General features: G+C 41.3%; 12 protein-coding genes and 1 tRNA gene. 1 reads left to right on the top strand and 12 read right to left on the bottom strand.

Going from position 1 to position 21,348, the window contains the following annotated elements; genetic code table 11:
• Positions 1 to 4: 4 nt before the first annotated feature.
• The 7 genes from CWC29_RS00925 to CWC29_RS00895 all read right to left on the bottom strand — a co-directional run bounded on the left by CWC29_RS00925 (position 5) and on the right by CWC29_RS00895 (position 10,397).
• A complete protein-coding gene (locus CWC29_RS00925; RefSeq protein ID WP_128728764.1) occupies positions 5 to 712 on the bottom strand; it encodes a DsbA family protein in 708 nt (235 codons plus the stop codon).
• 667 nt (positions 713 to 1,379) lie between these two features.
• Positions 1,380 to 3,176 carry a hypothetical protein gene (locus CWC29_RS00920; RefSeq protein WP_128728765.1) on the bottom strand — a complete coding sequence of 599 codons (1,797 nt, stop codon included), beginning with the start codon at positions 3,174 to 3,176 and terminating at the stop codon, positions 1,380 to 1,382.
• A 248-nt stretch (positions 3,177 to 3,424) separates the two neighbouring features.
• Positions 3,425 to 4,483: an O-antigen ligase family protein gene (locus CWC29_RS00915; RefSeq protein ID WP_167815404.1), complete on the bottom strand. Its 1,059-nt coding sequence runs from the start codon at positions 4,481 to 4,483 to the stop codon at positions 3,425 to 3,427.
• Positions 4,484 to 4,764: 281 nt separating this feature from the next.
• Positions 4,765 to 5,658 (bottom strand): Wzz/FepE/Etk N-terminal domain-containing protein, encoded by an 894-nt coding sequence (locus CWC29_RS00910; protein WP_128728767.1) that lies wholly within the window; start codon positions 5,656 to 5,658, stop codon positions 4,765 to 4,767.
• A gap of 16 nt (positions 5,659 to 5,674) precedes the next feature.
• The gene (locus CWC29_RS00905; RefSeq protein WP_138522221.1) at positions 5,675 to 8,365 is read right to left on the bottom strand and encodes an SLBB domain-containing protein; all 2,691 of its coding nucleotides are present in this window, start codon (positions 8,363 to 8,365) and stop codon (positions 5,675 to 5,677) included.
• A 407-nt stretch (positions 8,366 to 8,772) separates the two neighbouring features.
• On the bottom strand, positions 8,773 to 9,564 hold the full coding sequence (locus tag CWC29_RS00900; RefSeq protein ID WP_138522219.1) for a DUF481 domain-containing protein: 792 nt from the start codon (positions 9,562 to 9,564) through the stop codon (positions 8,773 to 8,775).
• A 14-nt stretch (positions 9,565 to 9,578) separates the two neighbouring features.
• Positions 9,579 to 10,397 (bottom strand): mechanosensitive ion channel family protein, encoded by an 819-nt coding sequence (locus tag CWC29_RS00895; protein ID WP_128728770.1) that lies wholly within the window; start codon positions 10,395 to 10,397, stop codon positions 9,579 to 9,581.
• A 200-nt stretch (positions 10,398 to 10,597) separates the two neighbouring features.
• Between CWC29_RS00895 and CWC29_RS00890 the strand changes: the two genes are divergently transcribed.
• A tRNA-His gene (locus tag CWC29_RS00890) sits at positions 10,598 to 10,673 on the top strand.
• A 616-nt stretch (positions 10,674 to 11,289) separates the two neighbouring features.
• Here CWC29_RS00890 and nagP read toward each other — a convergent pair.
• The 5 genes from nagP to secA form a co-directional block, all read right to left on the bottom strand.
• Complete coding sequence (nagP, locus tag CWC29_RS00885; protein ID WP_138523582.1) at positions 11,290 to 12,591, bottom strand: N-acetylglucosamine MFS transporter NagP; 1,302 nt, start codon at positions 12,589 to 12,591, stop codon at positions 11,290 to 11,292.
• Positions 12,592 to 12,831: 240 nt separating this feature from the next.
• The gene (locus CWC29_RS00880; protein WP_138523584.1) at positions 12,832 to 15,423 is read right to left on the bottom strand and encodes a family 20 glycosylhydrolase; all 2,592 of its coding nucleotides are present in this window, start codon (positions 15,421 to 15,423) and stop codon (positions 12,832 to 12,834) included.
• Positions 15,424 to 15,750: 327 nt separating this feature from the next.
• Positions 15,751 to 17,823, bottom strand: a complete 2,073-nt coding sequence (locus CWC29_RS00875; RefSeq protein WP_138523586.1) for a M13 family metallopeptidase — start codon at positions 17,821 to 17,823, stop codon at positions 15,751 to 15,753.
• Positions 17,824 to 17,937: 114 nt separating this feature from the next.
• Positions 17,938 to 18,330 carry an 8-oxo-dGTP diphosphatase MutT gene (mutT, locus tag CWC29_RS00870; protein ID WP_128728773.1) on the bottom strand — a complete coding sequence of 131 codons (393 nt, stop codon included), beginning with the start codon at positions 18,328 to 18,330 and terminating at the stop codon, positions 17,938 to 17,940.
• Positions 18,331 to 18,393: 63 nt separating this feature from the next.
• Positions 18,394 to 21,102 carry a preprotein translocase subunit SecA gene (gene secA / locus CWC29_RS00865; protein WP_128728774.1) on the bottom strand — a complete coding sequence of 903 codons (2,709 nt, stop codon included), beginning with the start codon at positions 21,100 to 21,102 and terminating at the stop codon, positions 18,394 to 18,396.
• Between the last annotated feature and the right edge of the window lie 246 nt (positions 21,103 to 21,348).

Raw genomic sequence — 21,348 nt, 5'->3', positions numbered from 1 at the left:
AGCTTTACTTTAATGCATTAATTGCAGCACTTAGTTTATCAATGCCACCACCTGTTACGATTTGATAATCAACTAATATTCCGTCTTTCTGCTTTCCAATCACAAATGAAGGAGTGCCATCTAAACCAAGTAGTTGAGCATCAGTAATTGAGCGAGAAACTTCTGCATGTACGGATTTATCCTCAAGACATGCATTAAACACAGTTTCATCTAAGTTAAAGTCAGTGGCAATTTCCTTTAGTGAATCCGTGACTATGTTATTTCCTAACTCAAAAAGCTTATCTTTAACCCCTTCATACTGACCTTGTTTATTTGCACAGCGCAGTACAACAGCGGCATAGCCAGATTTTGGGTGAAGCTTAGTTAATGGGAGTTCACGCGCTAGTACAGCAACCTCACCAGAATCAACAAACTTGCTTTTAAATTCAGGCCAAATTTCTTGTTGGAATTTTTTGCAATAAGGACAATGTAAATCAGTGTATTCAATCATCACAATACTAGCATTTTTATCTCCAATCCATTTACCTTCGTTGGACAGGGGTAATGTATCTGGCTTTACCAGCTCAGCAAGTCCAACTCTGACGGCTACTTGCTGTTGAATTTCTCTTAATTTTTCCACTTCTGCACGTAGCTCTTTAAGCTCAGTATTCTGAGTGGTACTACACCCTAGTAGTAAACTTGATAATGCTATTGGTAATAACCAGTTTTTCATTGAAACTCCTTAATTTAGGTTTTTTTATGACAGGTTGGTCCGGACAAACACAGGTTGTTGGTATACCTGATCAATCTTAGTTTTGGGTAACAAATAACTTTGTGATAACTAGCTTTGACTCTAAGTTCACCAGATACGCTTCACTAATATTGGCATCAGATTATAACGGCGTTTTGATACGCAGGCAGAGTTAATTATAAAACTCACTGTGTTGATAAAGATATAATTGCGGTGAACTTCAAAATTAAACGGTCAGTCCATGATTTACCCAAAACTCATTTTCACAACCACCTTCGAAAACCCATGTCACACTCATATATCAGAAAGCTAGTAGCAAAATATTTAGCCTCGGCTATTTTTGAGCTTTACTACCTCATTGATTTCTACACGAAACGGTAGTGCACGATAAAGCTTTCTTGTCTCGAAAGAGATCACTTAAGTAGGCAAATGAATATCTGTTCGCTTTGTCCCCCTATAAAAGCAGAATCTGTAGATCTATTTCCATCCCATTAGCTCATCTATACTTAAGGTGAATGATGTTTGACGCAAATAGAGTCAACGTTGACCAAAAAAATTGTGATAAGGTACAGAGCCAAACATTAGCCTATAATGATAAAAAAACCCTCGCAAAAGCGAGGGTTTTTAAACTATGGTAAGTAATTAAAAATTACTGAGACCATTCGTTTTGGTCTAGTACTGGCATTACGCGGTCAGTACCACCAATGATTTTCTGTACAGATACACCGTGTACTGAATCTTTAGGAGCAGTAACTGTGAATGTTACAGTATGACGATTGTCAGCTGATTTAGCGTTTGCAGCGTTTGTACCTAGAGATTCTGCAGCGTAACCGCCGTCAGCACCTGTGTAACCTTTCTGAGCAACAGCTTGCTCAATTAGCTTAGGTACGAAGTATACTACAGAAGACTTAGCAGGAACCTGACCAAGTTCTACAGCAGTCACTTTACGAGCGCCAGTGTTACCGTTAGCAGATTCACCAAACACGTCAACTGTTACTTCAGCCGCTTCATCGTGTTCGTTAGTAACACGTACAAAGTTACCTTCAGCATTTACTACGTAAGGAACTTTAAGAACTGCACCGTTAACGCCAACTTTGTGAGTTACTTTGTTATCTTCACAGTGATCAAGCTCACCTGCTGTACCGAAGTCTAGCGTGTAGTAAGTAGTAGCTTCGTAGTTGAAGTTCATGATACCGTCAGTCGGGTTATTCTCAACAACGTAGTACATTGTGTTGTAAGTTGCACCCTGAAGTGGAGCAGTTGTCTGAGTATTAGGCTCTGCATCACCTGTACCAGCATTCGGAGTAAATAGATCAACAGCTTCTGTGTTGTATACAGTAGCAGCAGCTTGAGTTAAACCAAATGAACCCGGTACTGTACCAGTTTGTACAGGAACAGATGTGTCTAACACGCCTGTAGCAGCAGTGCGGCCATTGTATAGGCGCATTTTAACGTTTGCGCCTGGCTCTGCAGTTGCAACGAAAGCTGTTTCTAGGTGGTCATCAGCGTCTAGAGTAATAGCTTGGTCTAGAAGTGCTGCACGGTTATAGAAACCGTTCTTGTAAATCGCTTGTGAGCTAGTAGCTACTAAACGGTTGTTAGCTGCTGCATTGTATACAAATTCAGTACGAGCAACGATCGCATTGCCTTCAGAATTTGAGCTTTCAGCATTAACCTGAACTTCAGCAGTTGTGCCGCCGTGTAGTGCGTAGAACTGAGGAGTGATATCAACAACTTTCTGAGCAGCTGAAACAGCACCTTGGATGTTATAACCATTACCACCATCTGTAATAGCAGAAGTAGACTTGATTGTTACAGACTGTGTTGTAGAAGCTGTTGTACAAGTTGTGTTAGCGATCTTGATACCTACTGGATCGATAGCTGTAGAGTCAGCACCCGTAGAAACACGAGAGAACGCAAGACGAGTACCTGCACCGATAGTGATACCAGCTTTAGTCAGGAAAGTGATAGAAGAAACACCATCAACTGTACCATCCGAAGATGCTACCGCTTCAAAGTTAGTGTTTGCACCAGAACCATCAGCATCTTTTACTAGGTGGATTTGGTTAGCGTTACCAGCGAAAGTTGCACCACTAAGCTCGATAGTGATTTTAGTACCACCAGGGATATCAGTAGTAGGGATGTAAACGATGTGTTGGTCAGTGTTTGTACCATCAACAGCGTCAAAATCTAATGTTAAATCACCAGTAAGCTCATAAGCAACTTTTGCTTCGTTAGTAGCTTCAAGGTTTGCAGCAGTTGCGCCTGTACGGTTAGCTTCTGCGATACAAGCCGCACCGCCGTAGATAGTGTCAAAGCCTGTAACAGCTAGAGCATCTGCGCCTTTGTAAACTTCGAAACAAGCTTCAGTACCTGCGTAAGCATTACCTGCTAGTACAGCAGCAACTGCAGCAGGGATTAAAGCGACTTTATTAAAACGCTTCATTTTTATCTCCATGTATCCGGTGGACACTTTATGTTTTCAGTTAATATTTACACACTCTGGACACCAGAGTATAGCAAAACGTTAAATAAGTTAAAGGGCCCGACCGATACTGCACAAACATGTAGCATCAAATCTAGGCTCGTCTATTATGATAATAAGCTAAATTAAATTCAAGAGCTAGCGCTAAATTAATATGGTTTTAAAAGTAACATAACAAGTCGTATTCGCAACCTTTTCATAAAGATTAATCACACAACACCACCACGACACTTTTTGCTTACATTTGAGGTCAACAAATAACCAGACAACACGTAACCAAATAGCAGGTAAAAGGTAGGCAGCGTTTTAAAGCGGTCGCTTATCGCTGAAGAAAAGCCAAACAGCAAGACTTCTGAGGCGACCAAACATGCTACAGCAAACGCTAGCGCCGTTTGAGTTTCATTCCTCTTGGAGCATAACCCCTTTTTATATACATAACAACAAACTAAGAAAAATACAAACTTAATTACTAGAGCTGCTGTTAACCCTAGAATCCCCCACTTAATAAGGTGAAAGCCATAGAAAGATTCTATTACCTCTATCCTAGTCTCAAGTTCTAATCGATTTGAGCCTTCAGACAACGGCGGTAACTGTGATAAATACTCGCCAGCCAACGCAAGCTCTTTTAGTCGGTGGCTAGTCGAGCCGTCAACATCTCCATCTTCGCCACCAAAAGTCTCAAGTATATAAGAGACTTGCTCAAACTCTTCACTAAAGGATAGAAAAATTGAGACGCTAGCCACAACCATAGCAAACAGCAGTAAGTACGAAGTTTTGCGCGTTCTTGCGCCAGTGAGCCAAAAAGCAAGGCCTAAAATTCCTACCGTCGAGAATAATCCACCTCTACTAAAACTCAAAAACATCGCACAAAACGCAACAAACACAATTGACCACTCACCAACCGACATTGATATTCGCCGAGCAAAAAAGCTGAAATAGTAAAAAATAAAAAATGACAGATAAAACGAGAAGTCTGAAGGATAACCATAGGTTCCTGACCAACGATAAAAATGTAACGGCATGTCATCACTAGGTCGTCCCTTAAATATATCAACGACAGGCCACAGTGCAGGAATGTAAATCAATATTGAAATGATCACCTGAAATACAAACATTTTTTTGAAGAAAACAAAAAATGTACGCAGTTCCTCCTCATCTAGTGGATAGATTAAAGGGATGAGAATATATATCAAGTATATAAGAGGACGTAAATAATCGGGCAGATCTTTAAAGGTTAAAAAGTTAGTAAAAGCCAATGATACAGCCATGTAATAGCTCATCATCACAGTGCAAATAGCCACAACAGCAGTGACGAAGCCTGGCTTAAAGTAAGTGCGTCTAATCACTAACGACAAAGCGACGAATACAAAAGCAAAAACGTGTAGTACTTTTTGTGCGGTGGGGGCCCCTAGAGTATGAGGCAAAACTGGGAATAAAAAAACAAAGAGCCAAACAAGTTTGTTTATAACAAGATTATTAAATATCACGATTAACCTTACATGCCCAGCAATAGCGCTGGGCATACCTATCAAGGAGCAAAGTGCTATGATTAATTATTCGTTGCCCTCAGGCCCGAGACTATTACGTATCCTGTGGCTAACACTCCTCCTAACAACGCAAAAATCACCACGATCAGCGCTCTGTTAGGGCCATACTTACGCTCAGGAATAATAGCGGGGTCGATAACTTTAAAGGCATATTCTTCTTTAACACTGGCCAGCATTTTGGTTCGGTGTTGCTGCTCGATCAACTGATAAAACATTTTTTTTGTTTCAAGCACTTTAGTCGCTTCTAGCGCAGCTTCTAAATAATCGATACTTTTATTAGCTTCAGAGATTTCTTCTTGACGGATCACTTGGTTAATATCTTTCACCAATAAATCGGTGATCTCTTTAGCTACAAAAGGAGATTGATGAAGCACTGATAGCGCGACTAGTCCAGTCTTAGTATCAATTTCCAGCTCAAAATTGTTTTCAATAAATTGCTCAAAAACCATATTTATCGAAATAGGTTCTTCTGCATTCACATCAAATTTCGCAAGCTTATCCGCATCATAGAGCAACTCTCCTTTCTGCCATTCATACGACTTCGCTGCATAGATTTTTTCCTTTAGCTTATGTTTTTTAATAAACTCAGTTAAAAAAACACGACTCTTGAAACGCTCTAAATGCAGCAATGACTTGTCTGCAGAGCCGCCTCCAAGTTGCACACCTGCAAGCGCCGCAAGACCTCCAAGCTGTCCAGATAAGCCCCCACTACTATTTGACGGATTACTTGCTGGGCTTAGAAGAACTTGAGACTGGTAGATATTCGCTTTAGAGAGTGCAAAAGCCACACCTAATCCGATAAACAAACCTGTGACAACAATAATAACTAATAATCGTTGCTTTACTAAGGTGAAAATATCTCCAATTGAAACATCTTCGTTATTTTGTTTAGACATCAGAAAGTTCCCTAAATTAAATATTGTTGATAGCTGCGGCTGCAACACCAAGTTGATAAATAATTTGGGTAGTAGTACTCCAAAGCGTTAGGTTGTCCATGTAATTAGAGTTAAGTGGAACTACAATGGTATCCCCCGCAGAGAGTGTGTCTTCCCGATTTACTGCGAACCAGTTATTCTTTGGAATAATAACGGAACCATTGGCTTTGATGATATATATTCTCTCTTCATCAGCCAATTCTTTAATACCACCGCTACGCTCTAGATACTCAGAAAGACTCAAACCTTGTTCAAATAAATGAGAAGCTGGATAATTCACCTCCCCGATAACACTAATAGAGTCTCTTTCTTGAGGAATATAAAGAGTATCCCCATCTTGTAACACTAAGGATTGTCTGCCATTCATAATACTAGGCAGATTGATTACCAGTCGACCTTGCGCTTTAGTCGTACTTAAGTCTTTGAGTAACTGTTTAACTTCGGAGTAAGTAATATTTTCAGAGCTAGGCTGAAGACTCTTAGATGCAATCTCTCGCCTTAGATTTTCAGTTAAGCGTTTAAGTTGTTCCTGTTCTTGATTTTTTATCTCTTCTCTTGTAAACACAGCACTATCTATTGAAGCGAACTCCGTCAATCCCCCTGCACGTGCAAGCACATCATTCAGTGTTTCGCCACGCTTGATTGTATATGTACCTGGGAACTTCACTTCCCCCTTAACTGTAACTTGGTTTTCATCCATCCATTTTGGAACTGACAGTATATTTATGGCATCTTTACTTTTGATGGTAATAGACGGCTGCTTCAACTCCATAGCCAAATCGAAAGATCTATGCTCTACATTCATCGATTCATCATTTTTGAACGTTGTCAACTCGGCTAAACCTAAATAGGCAGATTCGAGTAATCCACCTGCCGCCTCTATGGCATCTTTCACAGTATAATTACTGGCTATTGGATAATTACCAGGGTATTTTACGCGCCCCTGAATTGTTACGATTTCCAAAGGGTGCTGTGGTGTTGCTTGATGTTGTAGTTGCCTAATAACAGGCTCTAATAAAGATATTCTAGAAAACGGACTTGGCAGTTCAGTTTTAGTGTCCAACTCTGCATTCGTCTCTTCTGGTAACATGAAAGACCAGTTTTCGCTTTCAGGCTCACTTTTTTCTTCAAAATCTTCTGTGGCGACCTGGCTTTTTTGTCCCTGATTTAACGTTGCAATGGCTTCGGTGTCCACAAATGCCTTAAACAACTCATTTTCATATAAGTGCCATAGCTTTGTTTTTTCTTGCTGCTCTAGCTCATCAGCAGTTAAATCTAATGCTTTTAGCGCATCTTTCTCCTCGTTGAGATACTGAAAACGGCTAAAAACAAACACTTTATCGCCACTTTGTAGCTCTACAAGGTGTTTCTTATTAGTATTGGGTCTTAGTTGCTCAAGTAAGTTAAACTGTACAAGAGATACTTTTTCAAAACGTCCCCCTCGTAGGACCAATCCATAGCCCGTATCAGCTTGGGGAAGAACTGAATGCAGTGAGTTATTAAATAATTCACTGATAGTCAACCCTGGTTTCCAAGCATATTTACCTGGCCTTACAACGGCACCAATCAGCGTCACTTCATTATCGAAGTGAGTTCCCGTTTTATCAACCTTAACAGCATCACCATCTTTGAGCATCGTACTTGCAAACTCACTCCGCTCAACACCAATCACAGTTCGTGTACCGTTAGTATAGCGGCTAATCGTCACCGAATTTTTAAACGCTGTTGCACTCATACCACCAGACATTATCATCAGATCAGCTAGAGACTCCCCCTCTTTGACTTCGAATATAGCTTCTCGTCTAACCGCCCCCTCAAGTCGCACTTGACTTTTCAGACTTGGTACAAATACGGTATCTCCAGCTCTAAGCGGTGCATCATCTGCATTATCACCACTTAGTAATAAGTCATAAAGATCCAGTGTTTTTATGACTTTCCCCTTACGCTTCAACTGAATATTACGAAAAGAGCCAATATCAGTTAATCCACCGCTGGTATATATACTATGAGTGATATTTGACAAAGACGATAAAGTATAACTTCCAGGCTTTTTAACTTCTCCAACCACTAAAACCCGAATTTTTTTCAGCGCTGTAAGGGATACGTATACTGAGGTACCAATAAGCTCTCTTGATACCTTATCCTGCAATAACTTTTTAAATTCACTATATTGCATTCCAGTAACACTAACAGGTCCCAATTCTGAAAGTTTGACATGGCCCTCACCATCAACTTCGACTATTTCTTCAAAGCTTTGTTGGCCGAAAAAACTAACCTTAAGCTGATCGCCAGCACCCAAGATATAGTCCTGTGGAACAGAAACATTACTTACGTCAGTCTCTGAAAGTGTATTGCCACTAAACAACTCACTACCAAAAGGCTTTAAATCCTCTTGCTCAGGTTTGAAGCGTTTTTCTTCATTTGATAGGTAGTCTTTCTCAGGCTGTGGCTGTGGCATGTTGACTGCTTCTGGCTTTTGATTTTCTGTTGTGCCACCACTAGAAGAGTTTAGTGTACTAATATCAATACCGTACTGCTTAGCAAGCAACTGTTGTTGACTTTTCGGTAGTTTTTTAAACTGTTCTATTTGCTGCTTTGTTGGAGTAAAAGCGGCTGCGGAGCAGGCAAATAGCATTATTAGTAATAAAAGAAGACGGTTTACCAACATGCCTTACTTCATCCTGTGTAAGTGAAATTCATAAATAGACGCGTATTCTACACTAGTTATTCAAAAATCCAAATCGGGGAGAAGTATGCATTCTGTTATATTGTGTAACAGTATCAACTTGGGAAGCGGTTGGACTGAATTTGGGATAGCTACTTATTTTCTAGTAGTTGTTGTTCTCAGCTATGCCCTCCCTTATCAACCTTGAGTCAGAAAGTATCATCTGAATAGAATAACTGACATAAGTGAGCTCGTTATTTTCAATGAGTTAGCCCACAACTTATCGCTAGTTCAAATTAGTTAATTTGTTTAGCTAAACGGGAAGATTAAACTCTTCAAGCTAATAATGATGTTTAAACGGAAGACCTAGCAAGTTTAAACATCATTATTTAAATGAACAGGTTTACAACTTAAAAACTGTAAACCAAAGTAAGTGAAGTTTCTGTGTCTGTATTTTCTTTATCGTCTGCTACGTCAGAGTTGTGGATAATGTTGTACGCCACTTTCATCTGTAGAGAACCGTTGATTTTGGTCAGCAACGCCGTTTCAGACGTTGTTTTAGTGTTAGTATCACCATATTCAACCGCAATCAATTGTGTAAACCGTGCGTTTTCTGAGATCTGCCATTGGTAATCTAATTTACCAACACCGATGAATTCGCTTTCAGACGTACCAGCAAGTAGCTCACCGTCATCGTCAAGTTCAGTGCTATCGTCTTGGTGCTCAAAACGCTTTACACCGGGACCAATTTCAGCGTTAAGGTACATATCATCATTTTCGAATAAACGTTGACCATAACCCACTGAAATAACCGCTTCACTACGGTAGGCACCAAAGTAATCTGAAACATAAGAACCAAACACGAACAAATGACTGTTATCTTCATTTAGCTTGTAGTTACCCTGAACTGACGCTGAGTATTTTTCGTTGGTACGAGATGTAACATCTACGCCGGCATCGTTTTCACGCGTGTCTTCTTTGTAGAAACCATCTAACTTATACTCGTTGTTCCAATTAGTTAGGTTGTGCTTAGCTTTTATCCCACCTTTTAAGGTTGTTGTTTCTGTGTTACCACTGGTGATAATCGCACCCACTTCACTGGTTACATCCCAAACTTTCTTTGGCTTCTTAGCTTTGCCTTCTGCCGCTGCATTAGCGCTCGCAGCCATAAGAATACAACAGGTTAAAACCTTTAATTTCATTTCTAACTAACCTTTTACTGATCTTTATGTAGGTGAACATCCATTTGCGGGAATGGAATGGTGATATCGGCTTCGTCTAGCGCAATCTTAATATTTTCCACAAGTGTGAAATACGTCGGCCAGTACTCTTCTGTTTTAACCCAAGGACGAACAACAAAGTTAACACTTGAATCAGCAAGCTCTAGTACGGCAACATTATACGCAGGTTCTTTAAGAATTCTTGGCTCATTGTCTAATACAGACTTTAATACTGCTTTGGCTTCTCTTAGATCTGCGTCATAGCCAACACCAATAACAAGGTCAATACGACGTGTTTTTTCACGTGAGTAGTTAACAATTGCGCCTGACATTATAGAAGAATTTGGCATCACAATCACTTTGTTATCAGGGGTGCGAAGCTCTGTAGAGAAGATTTCTATTTTTTGTACGCTACCCGCTTTACCGCCTGCTTCAATATAGTCACCTGACTTGAATGGACGCAGCATGATGATCAATACGCCAGAGGCAAAATTAGACAGTGAACCTTGTAGTGCAAGACCAACTGCCAAACCTGCTGCACCTAGAATAGCGATGAATGAGGTGGTTTCGATACCGACTTGAGACAATGCCATAAGCAATGTCGCAGCAAACACAATCGCATAAGCAATATTGGCAACAAATGAGCCTACTGCTTTATCTACCTTGCGCTTACCAAATGCTTTTTCGGTAAGATTAGCACTGAGCTTGGCAAGTTTTAAGCCAACGAAGAAAATTATTAGTGCTATAACGCCTTGAAGCACATAGTGTAAGATTAAATCTGAGTTCTCATTAACCCACTTCCAAATAGCTTCCATACTCATCCCCCTTTTTATATTAAGCAGTTATTTATCATTAGATCGGCTGGATCATACATAGGATATATGAATATTTGCTGTATGTAGAAATAATCTCCAAAAAAATCTTTTATTAAGTTTTTTCTATATTTCCCTTTGCATTTGATAAAAACTTATGTATTATGCGCGCCACACCACACGAGGTGTTCAAGTCTTTAGTGGCGGCTGTAGCTCAGTTGGTAGAGCCCTGGATTGTGATTCCGGTTGTCGTGGGTTCAAGTCCCATCAGTCGCCCCATTCTTTCTATGTATTTATTTTCATTTTATCTTTTTGCGTATACAGAGCTCCTGCACGATAGAGATCTGCATAGCAACGATTTTATATCGTGACTTAAGAATGAAAACCTCGCTACATAAAGTAGCTCCTACACGACCAACATCAAATAATAAGCACCAAAGATCAGCATTGCTGAGATTTTATATCGCGACTTAAGAATGAAACCCACGCTACATAAAGTAGCTCCCACACGACCAACATCAAACAATAAGCACCAAAGATCAGCATTGCTGAGATTTTATATCGCGACTTAAGAATGAAACCCTCGCTGCATAAAGCAGCTCCTACACGACCAACACCAAACAACAAGCAACAAGCACCAGACATCTGCGTAGCGGCGATTTTATATCGTGAATAAGAATTAAACCCTCGCTACATAAAGTAGCTCCTACACGACCAACACCAAACAACAAGCAACAAGCACCAGACATCTGCGTAGCGGCGATTTTATATCGCGAATAAGATCTCAGCATTAAGCCGGTTTTGCAGATAACGGAGTGATTTAGGCATAAAAAATGCCACCTTATTCAGGTGGCATCACACACGGGATTATTTCTACATACATAGAAATTCTGTATTACTTCCAGCTTCTCATTTTATGACCCTTCAATGCATAGAAGAGAATGAATAAGTAGCTAGGTAGCATTAAACTGTACGCACCTTGAGCACCTAGTCCAGCAACGTTGCCTAAACCGATAAGCAATGGTCCAAGTGCGCCACCGGCAATACCCATAATAAGTAGGCCTGATGCAGTGCCTGTTAAGCGCCCTAAGCCATCAAGTGCTAAAGGCCAAATTGCAGGCCATACCATGGCATTAGCAAAACCCAACAACGCAATACACAATAGCGGATCTGGTAAGTGAGGTCCACCAAAAGGTACCAATAGTATATTCGATAGGAAGTATGACTCATTACTGCCTAAAACAACAGCAAAAACGGTGATTATACCTACAATAGCTGACATCACGAGCGCAGTTTGCTGTGACATAAAGCGTGGAATAGTCGCGATCCCGATCGCATAACCGATTAACATACAGCCCATGGTATATGACGTCATCACAGAGTAATCAGCAATCCCTAACTGTAATGCATATGAACCAATCGTATCGGCGGCAATAACTTCAACTGCAACATATAACGCAATACCAATAACGCCTAGCGCTAAGTGAGGATGACTAAGCGCTTCTTTTACTTCACCCTTACCTGTTGAAGCTTCTTCTTCAAATACGAGATCTGGAAGTGGTGATACTTTTGCAAATAAAGCAAATAAGAAGATTAAACCTGCGATACTCATATATGGGGCAATCAAGCTGTTTGCCATCGCGTCCTTTTGAACTTGTGACAGTGCTTCACCTTCATTTACTACACCGCTGACCACAACAGCTGCAAATACGATAGGTACGATTACACCCGCAGACTTATTGAGTAAACCCATAATACATACGCGTACAGCCGCTGATTCTTCAGAGCCCATTTTTACCACATATGGATTTACAGCAGTTTGCAACACAGTTTGACCAACACCTATCATTAACTGAGCAAATAGGAAGATTTCGATCATTTGCATTTTTGCAGCAGGAATATACATCAATGCAGATAAAGCCATAATCGCGCAACCGATAGCCATACCATTTTTGTAACCGACTTTTTTGATCAGCATCGCTGATGGGATACCAGCGATCGTCACTGCAATATAGAAAGAAGAAATGATAAATGAAGCTTGGAGCGGTGATAGCTCCAACATCTGTTGTAAGAATGGCGTAATAGCCCCATTTAACCAAGTAATGCAGCCCAATATGAAAAACATTGACCCTGCGAGTGTCATAGGTAGCCAGACGCTTTGTTTGGCGAGTTGTTCTTTATCCACTGTCGCTTCCATAAAACTCTTCTTGTTGCTAGGGGTACATTGCAGTTTTGAAGCAAAATCAGCAATGTACAAAGTTAATTTGGATTATTATTTTTGCGCTTTATGTGCTCAATTTGGCATAGATCCAGAAAAATGACAGCGCTGACATTTAACTTTACGTTAAAATCTATTTCATTACCAGTTAGAATTTGAGCAAAATTATCACCAAAAAAGGGCCATTGCCCTTTTTTGCGATAAACTGAATACGAGGGTTTATTTCAACCCTGTGACACGGCTCGTATTTTTTTCTCCGGCTCGCGTTCTCAACAATACCTTACTTTCATCTGAGACACTCATCTGATCAGTATAAGGCTGCCAAGATTCACCATTGTCTACGCTCACTTCTATTGCCAGATAAGGAAACGCACTATTCGCTTCAAGTTTCCCCAACACCACCTTAGCACCTGGAACCGGAAGGTTTGGCTTAATGCCATCATTCTGTAACTTTGCAATCTCTTTTAAAGACAGGGCTGCAGCGAAGGTTGAGAAGTCTTTGTTTAGCTCTTTTTGGTTAATACGACGCCCTTCCCAATCCGCTTTATGCCAAGCGCGCTCTGCAAGCGAAAGCAAACGAGGGAAAATCAATCGTAACACTTGGTCTTCCGAGCGAATGGTCTCACTCCATATTTGCCCTTGCATACCAAGAATATTTTGCGGTCTCTTAAGCGCCGGTAACTCTCGACCAACTAAGGCTTCTAGATTCACGATAGGCTCACGGTTTCGCGTGAAGTCCGCATTCGCATAAATATTATCTGGCATATATGAAAATGCTTTTTTCGTATCTGTATAACGAGTTGCCCAATAATAGCCGCGCTCTTCAGGGTGCGCTTCGTAAGGGTGATCAAAGTACAAATGAGTACCGTGAGACAAAATAACTTGGTAATTGTTGTTTGCAAAACGGTGAGCTCTGTCTGCAACTCCCCACTCCCAAATGTTATCCCAAGTATTTACCAAAAACTGCGGATTTGGGAATTCATCACGTTTAAAGGTCGTCGTAGTGTTATACATTAAACCATCTTCCCAAGCGGCAGGGGTAATCCCACGCTTAGCAAGCAGTTTTGCTACTTTTTGAGTAAAGTATGGTTTTAAATCATTGGGTCCAGCGACCCCATTGTCGGCTACCGCAAATAACTCATTACATGCAGGTGACTCAGTCCATGAGCCCTTTCCAACCTCATCGCCACCAAAATGGACTGTCGTTAGCATAGTACCAGCATCGCGATACATTTCCTGCAGCTCATATACCACCTTTTCTATAAAGGCATAGCTTGAGTCCAAGCAAACATTAATAGAGTTATCTGTGTAGAGTTGTACGGTTAGATACTTTGAAGTGTCATCAATATCGTTCAGAAGATAGGCTTTGGCCTCTTGCGCTTTACCCGCTTCCATCAATTTGTGATAACGCGCTTCCATCGACTTAATCGCAGCACGAGCATGCCCGGGGCTTTCGATTTCTGGAATGATCTCAATATGACGCGCAGTAGCAAATTTAAGTAACTCGACAAAGTCCTCGCGAGAAAGGTAACCATTTCCACTTCCCGTTTTGAAAGGGCCTGTGCCCAACTGAGTCAGTAAGCACTCACGCTCTTGTAAGTCAAAACAACGGAAAGCGCCAACTTCCGTCAACTCAGGAAGCCCAGGGATCTCCAAGCGCCAACCTTCATCATCTGAAAAGTGCCAGTGGAACTTATTTAACTTATAGCGCGCCATCTGTTCAATTAACTTAAATAACGCATCTTTACCATGATAGTTACGGGCATTGTCGTAATGCATACCACGCCAGCTAAAACGCGGAGAGTCTTTGATCTCTACGTGAGACAAGGTAATTTCATTTTTACTATCGGCAGGAAATAGCGCAAGCAAACTTTGAATACCGTAAAACACACCTGCGTTATCAATACCCGTGATTTCAATCACATCATCATCAATATCTAATGTATATGACCCGGCTTGGTTGTAGTCATAATCGCGCCCTAGACTTTTCGCAACTTTAAGGCGGATCGTTGGGATATTCCCTTCAGGCACATGATTTGCTTCAGCTTTTAAATCCAACCCATATTCTGATAAGTCTTCCTGAAAAACAGCGACTTCTGACTTTAAGCGTCCCGCAAAGCGGATCTGCCAGTTGTTGTTAAGGGCAATTTCACCACGGTTAAAGTCGATATGCTCAGGCTTTGGAATGATACGTCTTAGCGCATCTTCTTTTGAGACCGAAACATTGCTTTGATTACGTTCAAAACGCAGCGCTGCGTTAGCTATCTGCGTGTAATCAGTAGGTGTATTGTATCTTTTCAGCTGGTTCTCACGCTCAAATGGCGCAACAAACTGCGTCATGTCTTCGGTATCAGTATTTGCAAAAATGACCGGCTTATTTTTACCTGAGACAATAAAAGCACGCGGCATAAAATCGCTGTATGCAGCAACCCAAGCTGAAGCATCAAAAGCTAATTTGAGTTTTTCACCCGCTTTTAAACCAGCGAACGAATTAGTAGGGGTTATACGATGGAGGTCGCCATTAATATGCTCAAAGCGCAGACCTTCAGCTGTTTCCGTTGAAATATGACGTACTGAGTGCAAGTAGATTTGCCAATCGCTTTGCCCTTTTGGTAGATCAACTTTTGAGTTGTTAGTCAGTGTTATAGCACCGCTAAAGCCCTCTGCACCATTACTGAAGTTATTTTCTACCGCAAATTCAAAATGCGTGTCACTTGCAAACTGCGCTAATTGCTGCTGCGTTAAAGATGCTTGTGTATAGAACGAGCACCCAGCAATTATCGCTCCAAGCAAAGTCGTTTTTATTCTCATCTTTTGCTCCCAGTCTTCATGTTCAATTCAAAATGAACATCATTTAATCACTCATTGTTCCTAAACATCATATAAAAGTTAAAATGACAGCGCTATCATTATTTTTTCATATCCCTGTGTTAGACAAAATGAAACTACTCTGATTTAGCTGTAAATACCATCAAATAGCGATGAACTTAACCTTGGAAATAGCGAGTGCTTGCAGAAAGTGCTGGATTGAGTTTGATAACTTGTGAAAGCTTCAGAGGATCGTAATTGAGAGTCGTAAAAAAGCGGCGGATTTACTGCATGAATGCAATAACGCCGCCACTGAATCAAAATGTGAAATTACCAGATTTTCACTCTGTCTTCTGGCTTAAGATACATCTTATCGCCCTCTTTCACATCAAATGCTTTATAAAATTCAGGCATATTTGGTAGCACACCGATCACTCGATAATGACTTGGTGAATGCGGATCTGTCATCAGACGATTACGCAGCTCTTCATCGCGATATTTGCGACGCCAAATTTGTGACCAACCCATAAAGAAGCGCTGCTCTCCAGTGTAACCATCTATAATCGGCGCTTTCTGATCGCCTAGTGAAATTTGGTACGCTTTATATGCAACGGTTAAGCCACCTAAATCACCGATATTTTCACCCAGTGTCAGTTCACCATTAACGCTAGCATCTTCAAATGGTTTAAAACCATTAAATTGCTCAACCAACTTTTGGCTACGCGCTTCAAATTGCGCTAAATCAGACTCACTCCACCAATTACGCAGGTTACCATCTCCGTCATACTTGGCACCTTGATCGTCAAAGCCGTGACCCAACTCGTGACCGATAACCGCACCGATTGCACCGTAGTTTACTGCATCATCCGCTTCTAGGTTAAAGAATGGTGGCTGTAAAATCGCAGCAGGGAATACAATCTCGTTATTCACTGGGTTATAGTACGCGTTCACCGTTTGCGGTGTCATAAACCACTCACCACGATCCACAGGTTTGCCTAATTTATCGATCATTTCCTGATTAGCAAATTGGCTATAACGCACATAGTTACCCACTAGATCATCAGGACTTATCTCAAGTGCTGAATAATCTTTCCATTTGTCAGGGTAGCCTATTTTAGGCGTGAACTTATTGAGCTTTTCTTTGGCGGCTACTTTCGTTTCAGCGCTCATCCACTCTAAGCCGTCAATTGCTTGATCAAACCCTTTAATAAGGTTGGCAACCAATTCTTCCATGCGCGCCTTTGCTTCTGGTGGGAAATACGACTTCACGTAGATTTTGCCTAACATCTCCCCAAGAACAGAGTTACTTGCATCTACCGCTTTTTTCCATGTTGGTGCTTGCTCTTCTACACCCTTCAATGTTTTGCCAAAGAAGCCAAATTTAAGATCAACAATATCTTTGCTTAATAACTCTGCATAGTCATTGGTAAAGTGAAAAGTTAAATAGTCTTGCCAGACTTCTAGCTTTGAATCAGCAATGATTTTTGATAGCGATTCAAAGAAACTCGGTTGGCTTACAATAAGTGAATCCGTTTTAATACCAAGTGCGGTTAAAAACGCAGACGTATCAAAGTCAGGCATTAACGCATTAAACTCTTCTTGGCTAAGCTTGTTATAAGTTTTAGTCGCATCGCGGCTTTCAACACGTGTCCACTGTGCCTCAGCAATCTGCTTTTCTAACTCAATAATATTAAACGCAGCTTGACCTGGATTTTTATGACCAGCCTTAGCTAACAATTGTTCGATATAGCGCTGATACTGTTCGCGAATTTTACCAAACTTTTCGTCATCTTTCAGGTAGTAGTCGCGATCAGGTAGACCAAGCCCTGACTGAAACATATAAAGCGCGTTTTCACTCGAGTTTTTAGCATCATTATTAACGTACCAACCAAACGGTGTACTTGCCCCCGTTAAACGCATTTTAGCAAAGATAGTTGGTAGCTCTGATTTAGTCTTCAGCGCTTGAACGTCATCCAAGTACGGCTTAATGGGGTTTAAGCCTAGTTCATTTCTCGCTCCTTCATCCATATAGCTTTGATAAAACGCACCTAATTTCTGCTCATCGCTGCCTGCTTTTGCAGATGCATTATTTGCAGCATCTTCTAGCACTTTACGCAGTGCTTTTTGTGACTCATCATAGAGCTGCGAGAAAGAACCATAATTTGACTTATCTGCAGGGATTTTTGTTTTTTCTAACCAGTGACCATTCACGTGAAAATAGAAGTCATCTTGTGGGCGCACTGATTTATCAATATTTTCGAGTTCAATACCAGAGTTCAAAACCACCTTTTGTGCTTCGGCTTGCTCCGCTGGCTGTTGTTGTTGTGTTTGCGGTTGTTCACTACAACCAATCAATCCCAATGCAAGTGCAACACTTGCAGCGGTCAGTGAGAGTTTTTTCATTATATTCCCCTGATAGAATTTCGCGTATAAGTAGCCATTCAATAGTCTACCGCTGAGCCTGATGAATGACTACGTTCTGATCTTTGAATTTAGTAACAAAGTTTGTCACTTACTTTAGCGTGCTTGTAGTAACTCTACGATTGCTTTATTGGCCTCAGGAAACGCTAGCTCATGCAAATGCTCAACTGCAACCCATTTAGAAGGTTGCCCTTCTGCACCATGGGCTTCACCGGAAAAATCCTCAACATGATGAATATATAAACACACCGCCTTATCAGCATAGTCATGCTCAATACGCATTAGCTCTGATGAGTTATAGATCTCGATGCCAACCTCTTCTTGTAGCTCACGTTTCAATGCCGAAAACACATCTTCGCCCGCTTCCATTTTCCCGCCAGGAAATTCCCAAAGTCCACCTTGATGTTGCTCTTCACCTCTTAAACATACAAAGATTTGTTGATCTTTTTCGATCACTCCAACGGCAACTTCAACACGTTTTTTTTGCATAATTCACTCCATAAAAAAAGCGACTTAGCGTCGCTTTTTATACCAATTTAGATTTAGGGCCTGTTATTTTAGTTTTCCGCAACACTGCTTATACTTCTTGCCTGATTGACAAGGACAAGGATCGTTACGGCCTACTTTAGGCTCATTTCGATGAGCAACAGACACACCTTCTGGTGCATCACCACCTACGCGCTCAACCTCTTCATGTTGATATTCACGCGGTGCTTGCTCACTCTTGCGGTGCTGCTCTTCAACTTTTTCAACATCTTCTTCAGCACGAACCTGAACCTTACTAAGTACACCAACCACGTCAATCTTCAAGTTCTCAAGCATTTGTGAGAATAACTCAAATGACTCACGCTTATACTCTTGCTTCGGATTCTTCTGCGCATAACCACGTAAATGAATACCTTGACGAAGATGGTCCATTGCCGCTAAGTGATCTTTCCAATGCTGATCTAGGCTTTGTAGCATAACCGCTTTTTCGAAATGACGTAGTACATCTGAGCCTACCATCTCTTCTTTTTGCTTGTACGCCTTATCAACCTCTTCTACGATACGATCGCGTAGCACTTCTTCATATAGTTTGCTGTCTTCTTCAAGCCATTTTGCAATCGGAAGCTCAACATGGAAGTCATTTTTCAAGCGTTCTTCAAGTGCTGGAATGTCCCACATTTCAGCAAGACTTTGCGGTGGAATATACTGATCAACAGTCGCATTCAACACATCTTCACGAATAGCCGTAATAGTCTCTGAAATATCGCCTTCTTCAAGTAGTTCGTTACGTTGCTCGTAAACCACTTTACGTTGATCGTTCGCAACATCATCGTATTCAAGTAATTGTTTACGAATATCAAAGTTACGCGCTTCTACTTTGCGCTGGGCGTTTTCAATGGCACGGTTAACCCATGGGTGCTCAATAGCTTCACCACGTTGCATACCGAGTTTGCGCATCATGTTAGTCATACGCTCACCAGCAAAGATACGCATCAATGCATCATCCATCGATAGGTAGAAGCGGCTTGAACCTGCATCACCTTGACGACCAGCACGACCACGCAACTGGTTATCAATACGACGAGATTCGTGACGTTCAGTACCAATAATGTGTAAACCACCAGAAGCCAGTACTGCATCGTGACGCGCTTTCCAAGCTTCTTTGATTTCTGCTACTTGCTCTTCTGATGGATTTTCTAACTTTTCAACATCCGACTGCCAGCTGCCACCCAGTACGATATCCGTACCACGACCAGCCATATTCGTGGCAATCGTTACTTTGCCCGGTAGACCCGCGTCCGCGATAATATCCGCTTCTTGTGCGTGGAATTTAGCATTCAGTACGTTATGCTCAATTTTTTCTTTGCGAAGGAAGTGAGAAAGATACTCAGAACTTTCGATAGATACTGTACCCACCAACACAGGCTGACCACGTTCTTGGCAAGAACGAATGTCTTCAAGAATGGCTTCAAATTTCTCTTCTTGCGTCAAATATACAAGATCCGCTCGGTCATCACGAACCATAGGTTTATTGGTTGGGATAACTACCGTATCTAGACCATAAATTGATTGGAACTCGAATGCTTCAGTATCCGCCGTACCTGTCATACCAGCAAGTTTGTTGTATAGACGGAAGTAATTCTGGAAGGTGATCGAAGCCAAGGTTTGGTTTTCGTTTTGAATACGAACCCCTTCTTTAGCTTCAACGGCTTGGTGAAGGCCTTCAGACCAACGACGCCCTTCCATCGTACGGCCCGTGTGCTCATCAACAATAATAACTTCGTTATCTTTTACAACGTAATCAACGTCTTTTTGATATAGTTTGTGAGCGCGCAGTGCTGCGTAAACATGGCTAAGCAGTGAAATATTACCAGCTGAGTAAAGAGAGTCACCCTCTTCAATCAACCCACGTTCCGTCAGTAATTCTTCAACTTTAACTTGGCCACGCTCAGTAAGGTGAACTTGTTTACCTTTTTCATCGATGGTGAAATCGCCGTCACCTTCAATGCCTTCCTCGTCCTCTTTTTCTTGTTGCACAAGATCAGGAACAATTTTATTGATTTCAGCATAAAGCTCAGAACTATCTTCGGCAGGACCAGAAATGATAAGTGGTGTACGTGCTTCATCAATTAGGATTGAATCCACCTCATCCACCACCGCATAGTTAAGTGGACGCTGTACACGCTCTTCAACACTAAACGCCATGTTATCGCGTAGGTAGTCAAAGCCGAACTCGTTGTTAGTACCATAAGTGATATCCGCAGCATAGGCTTGCTTTTTTTGCTGTGGCATCATGCCTGGTACGTTACATCCAACAGTAAGGCCTAGGAATTCGAATAGTGGACGGTTTGTCTCAGCATCACGCTTAGCTAGGTAGTCGTTGACGGTAATAACGTGAACACCCTTACCTGAAACTGCATTTAAATACGCAGGCAATGTTGCTGTTAGTGTTTTACCTTCACCCGTTCTCATTTCTGAAATGCGGCCTTGGTGTAGTACCATACCACCAATCATTTGCACATCGAAATGACGCATTCCAAATACGCGCTTAGATGCTTCACGCACCGTAGCGAACGCCTCTGGTAATAAATCATCTAGACTCGAACCTTGTTCAATACGCTGTTTGAATTCAGCGGTTTTTGCCTTTAGTTCTTCATCGCTTAATTTGTCGTATTGTTCTTCTAACGCATTGATTAAAGCGACTGTTTTTCTTAGGTTTTTGATGGTGCGATCATTACGACTACCAAAAATTTTGGTAAAAATATTTGCTAACATGTTTAAACCGTTTCACTCTGTGTATTGGCTGACCCATGTCTCTAAACCTATGTTATTAAGACTGGGGCGCGCTTGTCCTGTTGGCGACAAAAGCGTTCCTAAACTACGGTTTTCATTATGCCAATTTAGGAGTGAGCATTTTGTATCTTGCCGAGTTAAAATTATGCCCTATCATACCAGACTCTTTGTTTCTGCAAACCTTATTGGGTAAATAATACCAAGTTCAATTGCAAGAAATCTTTACTG

The organism is Pseudoalteromonas galatheae (assembly GCF_005886105.2).
Taxonomy (GTDB): Bacteria; Pseudomonadota; Gammaproteobacteria; order Enterobacterales; family Alteromonadaceae; genus Pseudoalteromonas; species Pseudoalteromonas galatheae.
Note: the sequence above shows the minus strand (reverse complement) of the source record. Positions and strands in the feature narration are given on the sequence as shown.

Excerpts from the sequence above, each read along its gene's own strand:
- CWC29_RS00925 (WP_128728764.1), bottom strand. The coding sequence starts at position 712 with ATGAAAAACTGGTTATTACCAATAGCATTATCAAGTTTACTACTAGGG.
- CWC29_RS00920 (WP_128728765.1), bottom strand. The coding sequence starts at position 3,176 with ATGAAGCGTTTTAATAAAGTCGCTTTAATCCCTGCTGCAGTTGCTGCT.
- CWC29_RS00915 (WP_167815404.1), bottom strand. The coding sequence starts at position 4,483 with ATGGCTGTATCATTGGCTTTTACTAACTTTTTAACCTTTAAAGATCTG.
- CWC29_RS00910 (WP_128728767.1), bottom strand. The coding sequence starts at position 5,658 with ATGTCTAAACAAAATAACGAAGATGTTTCAATTGGAGATATTTTCACC.
- CWC29_RS00905 (WP_138522221.1), bottom strand. The coding sequence starts at position 8,365 with ATGTTGGTAAACCGTCTTCTTTTATTACTAATAATGCTATTTGCCTGC.
- CWC29_RS00900 (WP_138522219.1), bottom strand. The coding sequence starts at position 9,564 with ATGAAATTAAAGGTTTTAACCTGTTGTATTCTTATGGCTGCGAGCGCT.
- CWC29_RS00895 (WP_128728770.1), bottom strand. The coding sequence starts at position 10,397 with ATGGAAGCTATTTGGAAGTGGGTTAATGAGAACTCAGATTTAATCTTA.
- nagP (WP_138523582.1), bottom strand. The coding sequence starts at position 12,591 with ATGGAAGCGACAGTGGATAAAGAACAACTCGCCAAACAAAGCGTCTGG.
- CWC29_RS00880 (WP_138523584.1), bottom strand. The coding sequence starts at position 15,423 with ATGAGAATAAAAACGACTTTGCTTGGAGCGATAATTGCTGGGTGCTCG.
- CWC29_RS00875 (WP_138523586.1), bottom strand. The coding sequence starts at position 17,823 with ATGAAAAAACTCTCACTGACCGCTGCAAGTGTTGCACTTGCATTGGGA.
- mutT (WP_128728773.1), bottom strand. The coding sequence starts at position 18,330 with ATGCAAAAAAAACGTGTTGAAGTTGCCGTTGGAGTGATCGAAAAAGAT.
- secA (WP_128728774.1), bottom strand. The coding sequence starts at position 21,102 with ATGTTAGCAAATATTTTTACCAAAATTTTTGGTAGTCGTAATGATCGC.